9 protein-coding genes are annotated in these 12,231 nt (G+C 71.3%); all 9 read right to left on the bottom strand.

Going from position 1 to position 12,231, the window contains the following annotated elements:
- Positions 1-38: 38 nt before the first annotated feature.
- Positions 39-1,466 (bottom strand): UDP-N-acetylmuramate--L-alanine ligase, encoded by a 1,428-nt coding sequence (gene murC, locus D8M35_RS04140; RefSeq protein ID WP_126890709.1) that lies wholly within the window; start codon positions 1,464-1,466, stop codon positions 39-41.
- Positions 1,463-2,659: a glycosyltransferase gene (locus D8M35_RS04145; RefSeq protein ID WP_126890710.1), complete on the bottom strand. Its 1,197-nt coding sequence runs from the start codon at positions 2,657-2,659 to the stop codon at positions 1,463-1,465. The genes murC and D8M35_RS04145 overlap by 4 nt, the downstream gene beginning before the upstream one ends.
- Positions 2,656-3,828 carry a putative lipid II flippase FtsW gene (gene ftsW, locus D8M35_RS04150; RefSeq protein ID WP_238638086.1) on the bottom strand — a complete coding sequence of 391 codons (1,173 nt, stop codon included), beginning with the start codon at positions 3,826-3,828 and terminating at the stop codon, positions 2,656-2,658. The genes D8M35_RS04145 and ftsW overlap by 4 nt, the downstream gene beginning before the upstream one ends.
- An 85-nt stretch (positions 3,829-3,913) precedes the next feature.
- Positions 3,914-5,443 (bottom strand): UDP-N-acetylmuramoyl-L-alanine--D-glutamate ligase, encoded by a 1,530-nt coding sequence (murD, locus tag D8M35_RS04155; RefSeq protein ID WP_126890712.1) that lies wholly within the window; start codon positions 5,441-5,443, stop codon positions 3,914-3,916.
- Positions 5,433-6,536, bottom strand: a complete 1,104-nt coding sequence (mraY, locus tag D8M35_RS04160; RefSeq protein ID WP_126890713.1) for a phospho-N-acetylmuramoyl-pentapeptide-transferase — start codon at positions 6,534-6,536, stop codon at positions 5,433-5,435. The genes murD and mraY overlap by 11 nt, the downstream gene beginning before the upstream one ends.
- Positions 6,533-8,029 carry a UDP-N-acetylmuramoyl-tripeptide--D-alanyl-D-alanine ligase gene (gene murF, locus D8M35_RS04165; protein ID WP_126890714.1) on the bottom strand — a complete coding sequence of 499 codons (1,497 nt, stop codon included), beginning with the start codon at positions 8,027-8,029 and terminating at the stop codon, positions 6,533-6,535. The genes mraY and murF overlap by 4 nt, the downstream gene beginning before the upstream one ends.
- Positions 8,026-9,651, bottom strand: a complete 1,626-nt coding sequence (locus D8M35_RS04170) for a Mur ligase family protein (RefSeq protein ID WP_126890715.1) — start codon at positions 9,649-9,651, stop codon at positions 8,026-8,028. Before D8M35_RS04170 ends, murF begins: the two co-directional genes overlap by 4 nt.
- A 14-nt stretch (positions 9,652-9,665) precedes the next feature.
- Positions 9,666-11,435, bottom strand: a complete 1,770-nt coding sequence (locus tag D8M35_RS04175) for a penicillin-binding protein 2 (protein WP_126890716.1) — start codon at positions 11,433-11,435, stop codon at positions 9,666-9,668.
- A gap of 49 nt (positions 11,436-11,484) precedes the next feature.
- The gene (locus tag D8M35_RS04180; protein WP_126890717.1) at positions 11,485-12,231 is read right to left on the bottom strand and encodes a hypothetical protein; all 747 of its coding nucleotides are present in this window, start codon (positions 12,229-12,231) and stop codon (positions 11,485-11,487) included.

Genomic DNA, 12,231 nt, shown 5'->3' on the forward strand with positions numbered 1-12,231 from the left:
TGGTTCCTCCGGACGGCCGTCGAAGCCCTCGGGTCGCTTCACTGCGCGCGGTCCCCGTCGCCGTCCTGGCGGAGCGCACCGAGGACCTGCGGGATGATCCGGTACACGTCACCGCAGCTCAGCGTCATGACGATGTCGCCGTCGCGGGCGACCGCGGCCGCGCGGGCGGCGGCGTCGTCCCAGTCCGGCAGGAACTCGACCTTCGACTGGTCCGTGAAGCGTTCCTGGACGAGGGCGCCGGTGACGCCGGGCTCCGGGTCCTCGCGGGCGCCGTAGACGTCGAGCACGACCGTGTGGTCGGCCAGCTCCTCGTAGACCCGGGCGAAGTCGCCGGCCATGAGCCGTGTGCGCGAGTACAGGTGCGGCTGGTGGATCGCGATGATCCGGCCGTCGCCGACGACGTTCCGTGCTGCGCGCAGCGCGGCCGCGACCTCGGTCGGGTGGTGCGCGTAGTCGTCGTAGACCGACACCCCGCGTTCGACGCCGTGCAGCTCGAACCGGCGCTCGGTGCCGCCGAACGCCTCGATGCCGCGGATCGCGTCGGCGGGCTCGACCCCCAGCCCGGTGAGCACCGCGAAGGCACCCACCGCGTTGACCGCGTTGTGCCGGCCGGGCACCCGGAGCGTCATGTGGTGCTGCTGGCCGTCGGCGCGGAGGTCGACCTCGACGCTCGCGGCCTCGACGATGCGCTCGATGCGGACGTCGGCGTCGGCGGCCTCGCCGAAGGTGACGATCTCCGGGGCGTGCTCGCGGGCCCGCACGCCCTCGGTCACCCGCTTCGCGCCCGCGTCGTCGCTCGACACGACGATGCGCTCCCTCGCCTTGCCGGCGAACTCGACGAACGCGTCGATGAACGCCTGCTCGCTGCCGTAGTGGTCGAGGTGGTCGGCGTCCACGTTCGTGATGAGCGCGACCGCGACGTCGTAGAGCAGGAAGGACCCGTCGGACTCGTCCGCCTCGACGACGAACAGGTCGCTGGCGCCGGGAGCCGAGCTCGTGCCGAGCGACTGGATGACGCCGCCGTTGACGAAGCTCGGGTCGAGGCCGAGCTCGACCATCGCGGTGACGATCATGCCCGTCGAGGTGGTCTTGCCGTGCGCACCGGCGACCGCGACCAGGCGGTGCTCGGCGATGAGCGCGGCGAGGGCCTGGGAGCGGTGCAGCACCGGGAGCCCGCGGCGCTGCGCCTCGAGGAGCTCGGGGTTGTCCGGCCACAGGGCGCTCGTGACCACGACGGTGTCGGCGTCGCCGAGGTTCGCGGCGTCGTGGCCGACGTGCACCTCGGCCCCGAGCTCGCGCATCGTGCCGGTCGTGGCGGTCTCGCGGGAGTCGCTGCCCGTGACGCGGTGCCCGGCGGCCAGGAACATCCGTGCGATGCCGCTCATGCCGGACCCGCCGATGCCGACGAAGTGGACCGTGCCGAGGTCGTCCGGGATCGGCTGGGTCAGGTCCGGCTTGATGGTCATCGTTCCTCCGTGGTGCTGGTGCTGGTGTGCTCCGCGCCGGGTCCGCCGGTGCGCTCCGCGCCTGGTCCGCCGGTGCGCTCCGGGCGGGTACCGCCGGTGCGGTCTGCGCGGGGCCTGCTGCTGCGCTTCGACGCTTCGCGCACGAGGGCCGTCATCCGGTCGGCGCCGTCGCGGTGTCCGACGCTGCCTGCGCGGACCGCCATGTCGGCGATCCGGGCCCGGTCGCGCAGGATCGGCAGCAGCTGGAACGTCACCCACTCGTCCGTGAACGCCGAGTCGTCGACGAGGACCGCTCCCCCGGAACCGACGACGTCCGCCGCGTTGTGCCGCTGCTCGCCGTTGCCCACCGGGTACGGCACGAGCACGCTCGGCAGTCCGACCGCCGTGAGCTCGCACACCATCCCCGCTCCGGACCGCGACACGACGAAGTCCGACGCGGCGTAGGCCAGGTCCATCCGGTCGCAGTACGGCAGCACGTGGTAGCCGTCGAGGTCGCTCGGCCCGATGTCGGACTTCCCGCCGACGACGTGCAGCACCTGCCAGCCCGCGTCGACGATCGCCGTCGCCGAACGGTTCACGGTCGTGTTGATGCTGCGCGCGCCGGACGATCCGCCCGTCACGAGCAGGACCGGGCGGTCGGGGTCGAGGCCGAACTCGGCCAGGCCCTCGGCCCGCGAGGCCCGACGGTCGAGCGACTCGATCTCCCGTCGCAGCGGCATGCCGACCACGCGACCGTGGCGCAGGTGTGTGTTCGAGAACGTCAGGCCGACGTGCCGGGTCAGCAGTGCGGCGAGCCGGTTCGCGAGCCCGGGCTTGGCGTTCTGCTCGTGCACGACGATCGGGGTACCGGTCCGCTTCGCGGCGATGTAGGCCGGCGCCGCCGCGTAGCCGCCGACCCCGAGGACCACCTCGACGTCGTGCTCGCGGATGTACCGCTCGGTGCGCCGGACCGCGCCGAGGAAGCCGCCCGGGAAGCGGAGCGCGCGGGCGTCGAGCTTCCGGGGGAAGGGCAGGCGCGGGATCGTCAGCAGCTCGTAGCCGCGCATCGGGACGAGCCGGGCCTCGAGCCCCTCGGCGGTACCGAGGACGAGCACGCGGGCGTCCGGGTCCTGCTCGGTCAGCCGGTCGGCGACCGCGAGCAGCGGGTTGACGTGGCCGGCGGTGCCGCCGCCGGCGAAGAGGTAGGTGCTCACCGGAGCACTCCGTTCTGTGGTGCGGAGGTGTCGCGCGCCCCGCCGGGACGACCCTTGCCCGGGAGTTCCCGCGCGAAGGACAGCACGACGCCGATCGCCAGCAGGGTCATGATGAGGGCGGACCCACCGGCGGAGATGAGGGGCAACGGTACACCGAGCACGGGCAGCAGACCGAGCACGACCGCGATGTTGACGAGCGCCTGCCCGATGATCCACGCCATGATCCCGCCGGTGACGGTCCGCACGAACGGGTCGTCCGACTGGCGGATCACCTTGATCATGCTGACGGCCAGGACGATGAACAGGGCCAGCACGACGACGGCTCCGATGAGCCCGAGTTCCTCGCCGACGATCGCGAAGATGTAGTCGTTGTCCGCCTCGGGCAGCCACGACCACTTCGCCTTCGAGTTGCCGAGGCCGACGCCGAACACACCGCCGGACGCCAGCGCCCACATGCCGTGCACGGGCTGCCAGCACAGGTCCTGGTACTGGTTCGAGTCGGTGCAGCCGGAGAGCCACGCGTTGATGCGGTACTGCCGGGACGCCGACGTCATGGTCACGAAGGGCAGCACGACCGCGACGGCTCCGACGATGATGAGCAGGTGCTTCGCCCGGGCACCACCGATGTACAGGGCGCCGAGCAGCAGGATGAGCATGATCATCGCGGTGCCCTGGTCGCCGCCGAGGAGCACCATCGCGAGCGGCAGCACCGTCGCGATGCCGATCGGCAGGAACAGCTCCTTCCACTCCCGCAGCCGGTCGCGCTTCACGTAGATGATCGCGCCGACGGCCAGGGCGATGCCGAGCTTCACGGCCTCGGACGGCTGGGCGCTGAACGAGCCGAGCCGGATCCAGTTCCGGTTGCCCTGGATCTCGATGCCGAGCGGCGTGTAGACGAGCAGCTGCAGGACCAGCGCCGCGGCGAGGATCCGCATCGCCCACTTCCGCCAGAGCCGAGCGGGCACACGACTGGCCACGAGCATGAGCGGGACGCCGAGCACCGCGTAGAGCCCCTGCTTCGAGGCCGCACCGAAGAAGTCGTGGGTGGCGGCGTACTGCTCGACACTCGACGACGACAGGACCATCACCACGCCGAACACGACGAGGAAGAGCGTCACGCCGAGGATCGTGTAGAACGTGCTCGACTCGGCGACGAACACGTTCTTCACCGCGACGACGGCGCCCCGCGCACGGCGAGGGGCGCCCGTGTGCTCGGTGCCCGTGTGTCCGGTGCTTCCCGTCGTCCGGCCGCCGCTACGGCCGCTCGGGAGATCCGTGGTCGCCATCGGCTGTGCCTCCCAGGTGCTCGTGGACCGCCGCCGCGAACCGGCGCCCCCGGTCGGCGTAGGAGTCGAACTGGTCGAACGACGCGGCAGCCGGGGCGAGGAGGACCGTGTCGCCCGGTCGTGCGACCGAGGCGGCATGCCGGACCGCCTCGGGCATGACCTGATCAGTGTCCGTCGCCTCGACCTGCAGGACCGGGACCGCCGGCGCGTGTCGCGCGAATGCCTCCAGCACCGGGGTGCGGTCCGTGCCGATGACGACGACCGCTCGAGCTCCGGGGCCGAAGCGTTCGACGAGGGCGTCGATGTCGACGCCCTTGAACTGCCCGCCGACGACCCAGACGACGGTCTCGAACGAGGCCAGCGACGCGGTCGCCGCGTGCGGGTTGGTCGCCTTCGAGTCGTCGACCCACGTGACGCCGTCGGCCGTCGCGACGTGCTCCGTCCGGTGGTGGTCGGCGCGGAAGCCCTGCACCGCGGCACGGATGTGCGCGGGCTCGACGGCCGCCGCACGCGCGAGGGCGGCAGCAGCGAGGACGTTCATGGTCATGTGCGGGCTGGCGAGCCCGGCCTGCTCGAGGTCGGCCAGTGTCGCGAGCTCGAGGGCACTGTTCCGGCGGTCCTCGGTGAACGCGCGGTCGCAGAGCACGTCGTCGACGATCCCCACGTCGCCCGGGGCGGGGACGCCGGGCGTGAAGCCGACGGCGCGGCACCCCTCGACCACGTCGGCGCCCTCGACCATGCGGCGCGTGGCCTCGTCGGAGGTGTTGTACACGCAGGCCATCACGGTGCGTTCGTAGACCTTCGCCTTGGCGGCCCGGTACGCCTCGGCGGAACCGTGCCACTCGAGGTGGTCGTCCGCGATGTTGAGGCAGGCGCTGGCGAGCGGCACGACCGCACCGTCGCCCGAGGTCGGCAGGTAGTGCAGCTGGTGGCTGGACAGCTCGACGACCAGGACGTCGAAGCCCTCGGGGTCGCGGACCACGTCGAGGACCGGCACACCGATGTTCCCGCACGCGGCCGCGCGGAGCCCGGCGGCGGCGAACATCGCGGTCGTCAGCTGCGTCGTGGTGGTCTTGCCGTTCGTGCCCGTGATGGTGACCCAGGGCGCGGCGACCGGGCCGCGCACGACCTTGTCACGGACGCGCCAGGCGAGCTCGATGTCGCCCCACACGGTGCTGTGCTCGACCGACCAGCGGACCGAGGCGTTGTGCGGGGGCAGCCCGGGCGACACGACGACGACGTCCGGGGCCTGCTGCTCGAGGGCAGCCGGCACGGTGTCGAGCGGGGTGCGCTCGAACCGCGCGCCGATGACGTCGAGCAGCTCGATCGTGTCGGCCGGACCGTCGGGGGCGTACACGATGACGTCGCTGCCGAGCTCGACCAGCGTGTCGGCGACCGAGAACCCGGTCGAGCCGAGGCCGAGCACCGCGACGCGCAGCCCCTTCCAGCCCTCGGCGTACCAGCTGTCGAGTCCTTCGAGGCGGGCGTCAGCCGACACGGGCGATCCACTCCAGGTAGAAGAGTCCGACACCGGCCGCGACGCAGAGCCCCGCGATGATCCAGAACCGGACGACGACGGTCACCTCGGCCCACCCCTTCAGCTCGAAGTGGTGGTGCAGCGGGCTCATCCGGAAGATGCGCTTGCCGTGGGTGATCTTGAAGTAGGCGCGCTGCAGGATGACCGACCCGGTGACGATGAAGAACAGGCCACCGATCAGGATGAGCAGCAGCTCGGTGCGGCTCAGGATCGCGAGTCCGGCCAGCGCACCACCGAGGCCGAGCGAACCGGTGTCGCCGAGGAAGATCTGCGCCGGCGACGTGTTGTACCAGAGGAACCCGATCAGGCCACCGCACACCGCCGCCGCCACGACCGCGAGGTCGAGCGGGTCCGACGTGCTGTAGCAGGCGTGCGCGGTGCTCTCGTCGAGGCGGACGCCGCCGCAGATCTGGTTCGACTGCCAGAAGCCGATGATGACGTACGACCCGATCGCCAGGATGCTCGAGCCGGTCGCGAGGCCGTCCAGCCCGTCCGCGACGTTCACTCCGTTCGAGGTGGAGACGGTCAGCAGCACGATCCACGCGAGGTACAGGACCGTGCCGATCACGGTGCCGAGTACCATGAAGTCGAGCCAGGGGACGTCACGGATCGCGGAGATCATCGTCGACGCCGGGGGCTTGCCGTTGCCCGTCGGCACGACGAGCGCGATCGTGGCGAACACCACGCCGACGATGACCTGCCCCAGGACCTTCGCCCAGCCGCCGAGCCCGAGGCTCCGCTGTCGGCGGACCTTCAGGAAGTCGTCGATGAACCCGACGAAGCCGAGTCCGACCATCAGGAAGAGCACGAGCAGCCCGGACAGCGTGACCGAGTCGCGGCCGACCAGGTGCCCGACGAAGTAGCCGAGCACCGCGCCGAGGATCAGGACGATGCCGCCCATGGTCGCCGTACCGCGCTTGGTGTGGTGCGACTGCGGGCCGTCGTCACGGATGAACTGGCCCCAGCCGAGCCGGTGGAAGAGCTTGATGAACAGCGGTGTGAGCAGCAGTGTGAACACCAGCGCCACGGCGCCGGCGACGAGGAGCGCGATCATTCGGTGACACCTCCGAGGCGGTCGCCGAGGAATCGCAGTTCGGCGGACTTCGAGGACTTGACGAGGACGACGTCGCCGGGGCGGACCATCTCCTGCAGGGCGTGGACGGCTGCGTCGACGTCCTCGATGTACACGGACTCGCCGTCCCACGATCCCTCGAGGGTGGCGGCCTGGTGGATCGGTGCAGCGCCGGGTCCGACGACCACGAGCTGCCCGATGTTCAGACGGACGACGAGCCGGCCGATGGTGTCGTGCTCCTCGGTCGAGAACTCGCCGAGTTCCGCCATCTCGCCGAGCACGGCGACGGATCGCTCCCCCGGGCGCACGATCTGCGCCAGGGTCCGGAGCGCGGCGGCCATCGAGTCGGGCGACGCGTTGTACGCGTCGTTGATGACGGTCACGCCCTCCGGTCCGCCCTGGAGGAGCTCCATGCGCCAGCGCTCGGCCCGCGTCATCGACGCGAGCGCCTCGGCGCCGGCGGCGAGCGGCACGCCCCACAGGTGGGCGACGGTGAGCGCGGCCGACGCGTTCATCGCGTGGTGCTCGCCGAGGATGGCGAGGCGGACGTCGACGGTCTCGGGGACCGGCGACGTGCCTCCCTCGTGGTCCGCGGCGGCCTCGTGCGGGACGGGAGGCGCGGTGAGCGTGAAACGCGTGCCGCTGCGGTCCGTCTCGATGCCGGCGATGCGGTAGTCGGCACCGGCGGACGTGCCGAAGCCGACGACCCGCGCGTCGGTGATCGCGCGCATCGACGCGACCCGGTCGTCGTCCACGTTGAGCAGGGCCGTCGCGGTGGCGGGCAGGTCGGTGACCATCTCCGACTTCGCACGCTGCGTCGCCTCGATGCCGCCGAACTCGCCGGCGTGCGCGAGCCCGACCTTGAGGACGACGCCCACGTCCGGCTCGGCGATCCAGACGAGCTTCGCGATGTGACCCGTGCCGCTCGCCCCCATCTCGACGACGAGGAACCGCGTGTCGTGGGTGACGCGGAGCATCGACACCGGGGCGCCGACGTGGTTGTTGAACGATCCCTGCGGCGCGACGGTGGCACCGTGCTGCTCGAGGATCGTGCGGAGCATGTTCTTGGTGCTCGTCTTGCCGTTCGAGCCCGTGATGCCGACGACGCGCAGGGGGGCAGGACGACCCTGCTCGTCCGTGCGGTCGGCGCTCGAGGCGCGGACGCGTGCGACGACCTCGTGCGCGAGCGCGGCGAGGGCGGCGTACCCGTCGGACACGACGACCTGCGCGGCGGCGGTGCCGTCCGGCAGTGCGACGGCGCGCTCGGTCACGACCAGGGCCGCACCGGCCTGGACCGCGTTCGGCACGAAGCGGTGGCCGTCGGTCTCCTCGCCGAGCAGGGCGAAGAACACGCTGCCGGCGGCGACCAGGCGCGAATCGGTCTCGACGCTGCCGTCGACGACCTGCTCGGGGGCACCGTCGACGAGCTCGCCGCCGATCGCGGCCGCGATCTCGGCGAGGGTCAGGGCGATCATCGGATCTCCTCCGCCGGGCCGGAGTTCGGCTCCCAGCCGGCCTCGCGGAGGGCCTGTCGGGCCTCGTCGCGCGCCGAGTAGGGCGTGCGGACCCCCGCGATGTCGCGGTAGTCCTGGTGACCGGGGCCGGCCCAGAGGATCGAGTCGCCCTCGCCGAGCAGGCTCACGGCCTTGCGGATCGCGGCCTCGGGCGGGCTGACCTCGTACGTCTCGTGGTCCGGGTAGGCCTCGCGCGCGGCGTCGACCAGGGTCTTCCGGATGGACGCGGCGTCCTCGAAGCGCGGGTGGTGGTCGGTGACGACGAGGATGTCGCTCCCCGCCGCAGCCACCCGGGCCATGTCGCCGCGCTTGGTCGTGTCGCGGTCGCCGTCGGCGCCGAAGAGCATCAGCACCTTGCCGGTCGTGAACTGTCGGACGGCAGCGAGGGTGTTCTCGAACGCGTCGGCGCTGTGGCCGAAGTCGACGTAGACGCTCGGGCCCGAGTCGCCGGAGACGCGCTCGGTCCGGCCCGGCAGGTAGCACTCGATCGCACTGACCGGGTGCTCGTCGGTCTCGTCCGCGTAGCGGCGGTGGTTCGACGCGAGGGCGTGCGCGATGGCGCCGAGCTCGAAGCCGCCCTCGACCAGCATCACGATCGCCAGTGCCGCGTTGGCCGCCATGTGCCAGCCGATCAGCGGCACGCGGGTGGTCAGCTCACGGCCCTCGGGGCCGGTCAGCCGGAACGCGGTCCAGGCCGCGTGCGCCTCGACGATGTCGACGTGCCACTCGGCCTCGACCTCGGGGTGCACCGTGATCGTCGTGACCGGGATGCGGGAGTCCTGCACCACGCGGTGGCCCCAGTCGGTGTCCAGCGAGACGACACCACGACGGGCGTGCTCGGGCTGGAACAGCGGGAGCTTCGCCTGGTAGTACTCCTCCATGTCGGCGTAGTCGTCGAGGTGGTCGTGCGACAGGTTCGTGAACCCGGCGACGTCGAACACGATGCCGTCGACGCGGTGGCGGCTCAGGGCCTGAGCGCTGACCTCGACGGCGACCGCGCGGACCTCGGACTCGCGCATGCGGGCCAGGAGCGCGTGCATCTCGCTGGCCTCGGGCGTGGTCAGGCGGCTCGTCACGCTGAGCGAGCCGATGTGGCGCTCGGCGGTCGAGCTGAGGCCGGTGACCAGGCCGAGCTGCTTGAGGATGCCCTCGAGGATGTACGACGTGCTGGTCTTGCCGTTCGTGCCGGTCGTCGCGAAGAGCTGCGGCAGGTCGGTGGCCTCGTCCGGGTGGGTGCGGTAGACCCACGCCGAGACGTCGCCGAGTGCGGCGCGCGGGTCCTCGACCACGAGCACCGGCAGGCCGGACGACTCTGCGAGGGCGACACCGTCGGCGTCGGTCAGCACCGCGACGGCACCGCGCTCGGCGGCCTCGGTCGCGAACTGGGCGCCGTGGCGGTTCGCGCCGTGCACGCCGACGAACAGGTCACCCGGCTGCACCTCGGCAGCGCTCAGCGTGACGCCCGTCGTCTCGACGGCGTCGACGGAGCCGACCACGCGCATGCCGAACGCGTTCGCGAGCTCGGCCACGCTCCTCGGGGTCGGGTGTTCGGGTCGGAGGACCGGGGGGATCCGTGCGGACAAGTGCTCCTTCTTCCTCACCACGTGGACGGGTACAGCTGCGCCTCGGCCGTGGAGGGGGCTACTCGGTACTTCTCGAGCACCTGGGACATGAGTGTGCGGAACGCCGGAGCCGCTCCGCTGGACCACTTGTTGGTCTGCGGCTTCGTGAACGTCACCGTGACAACATACTGGGGGTCCTCGGCGGGTGCCATTCCGGCCACCGACGTGATGCGCTGACCGCCGTAGCCCTTGCTGCCCTCGGCCACCTCGGCGGTACCGGTCTTCGCCGCGATGTTGTAGCCGGAGATCGGCTTCATGCCGACCAGGGTGCCGCCGGTGACCACGCTCTGCAGCATCTTCACGGTCTGGTCGGCCGCCGCCTCGGACACGACGCGCGAGCCCTGCACGTCGGGCGCGTCGATCGTCTTGCCGTCTGCCGTCTTGCAGCCCTTCACCATGTGGAGCGGGATCCGGACACCCTGGTTCGCCAGGGTCTGGAACACGCTCGCGACCTGGATCGCGGTCGTCGAGATGCCCTGGCCGAACATCGAGTTGATGTTCGTCTGCTGGTCCCAGTTCGGGCTCGCGCCGTACTGCATGCCGGGCTGGCCGGGGTACTGGATCGCCGACTCGGGCTCGAACAGGCCGAACTTCTTCATGTAGTCGTACCGCTGCTGGGTCGACAGCCGCTCGCCGAGCTCGGTGATGCCGACGTTCGACGAGTTCTGCAGGATGCCGGTCAGCGTCAGGTTCTCGGTCGGGTGCAACTCGGAGTCCTGGATCTTGCCGCCCCACGGGAAGGACCGCGAGTACGGCACGACCGCGCGGTCCGTCGGGCTCGACTTGCCCTGGTCGATGAGCGCAGCCGCGATCGCGGCCTTGATGGTCGAACCGGGCTCGTAGGTCGAGGTCAGCGCGCGCGAACCGTAGGCGCCCTTGTCCGTGGTCGCGTCGACGTCGTTCGGGTCGACCGTCGGCCAGTCGGCGACCGCGAGGAGCTCACCGGTCTTGACATCGACGACGGTCGCGGTCGCGGACTCCGCCTGCAGCGTCTGGGCTGCCGAGGCGATCGTCTGCTGCGCCATGTACTGCAGGTCGCTGTCGATCGTCGTCTCGAGCGTGCCGCCGTCCTTGGCCTGCTCCGTCGTCCGGGTGCTGCCGGGGAGCTGCACGCCGTCCTCACCGCGCTCGTAGGTCTCCGAACCGTTCTTGCCGGCCAGGCACTGGTTGTAGGAGTACTCGAGGCCGGCCTGGGCACCGTCGGTGCCCATGAACCCGGTCAGCGCACCGCCGGTGGCCCCCATCGGGTAGACACGCGCGGACTGCTGCTCCTTGTAGACCCACGGAATCCCGAGCGCGACGACGGCCTCGTAGTGCTTCACGTCGAGACCCTTGACCAGGTAGGCGAAGTCGGACTTCGGATCGGCCTGGATCGCCTTCCGCATCGCGTCGGCGTCGCCCCCGGACGCCTTCGCCAGTGCCTGCAGCGCGTCGTCGACCGAGATCTTCTTCGTGCGTTCGCCGCCGAGCTTCCCGTCGAAGGCGGCGACCAGCCGCGGCGAGGTGACGATGTTGTAGCGGTTGACGCTCTCCGCCAGCTCCGTGCCGTTGCGGTCGACGATCGCGCCGCGGTTGCCGTAGATGGTGACCGGGATGCTGCGCTTGGCCTTGGACGCGTCGTTGAGCGCCGCTGCCTGCACCACCTGGATGTCGACCAGTCGGATCACGAAGACCGCGACGAGGGCGATCACGGCGATGATCACCACGCTGTAGCGCAGTCGAGGGTTGCGGATCGTCTTCGTCACGCGGTGCGGTCCTTCCCGGGTGGTGCGGCAGTCCGATCCCGCCCGCAGGTCACCGGGTGGTGGGTGCCTGGAGCGGGTTCGCGTCGGACTCTACGTCGGTGGTCGAGCCGGTCCGGCCCGACTCGCTGGCGCCTGCGCTCTTCTCAGCGTCGGACGTCGACGAGCCACCGGTGGCGGCGCTCGTGCTGCCGCCGGCCCCGGCCGCACCGCTGCCGTCGGTCGTGCTCGAGCTGCCTGCGGCCGACGTCGCACCGCCGGTGGCCGTGCCGCCGTCGGTCGCGCTGGCCTTCCCGGCGCTCGGGTCGGGGCCCGCCGCGAGCGGGACCGGGTCGAGCAGCGAGTTCGGCACCTGGTTGTCACCGCTCGCGGTCGCCTCGTCCGGGGCCGCCGGGGTCGGCGTGCCGTAGACGTGGCCGGTCTTCGGGTCGAGGTACACCGGCGTGGAGTTCGCGATCATGCCCAGCGCCTTGGCGTTCCGCGCCAGGTTCTGCGGCGAGTCGAGCACCCGGAGCTCCTCGGACAGCGACTGCTGCGTACGGGACAGCTTCGTCTGCTCGGCGCCGAGTGCGTTCAACGTGTACGCCCCCTGGCTGAGCACCATGCTGATGCCGAGCTGCGCGAGGAGCAGTACACCGAGCGCGACGACACCGACCACCGCGTAGGCGATCTTCGGCCGTGCCCGGCGCTGGGCCTTCGACGGCGCCACCTCGACGAGCTCGGGGCGTTCCCGGCGCGGTGGGTGCGGGGCACGGGTCGGTGCGCCGACGGGGTCGACGAGTGCGAGGTTCGTGCTCAT

This window comes from Curtobacterium sp. HSID17257 (assembly GCF_003989515.1).
In the GTDB taxonomy this organism is placed as follows: domain Bacteria; phylum Actinomycetota; class Actinomycetes; order Actinomycetales; family Microbacteriaceae; genus Curtobacterium.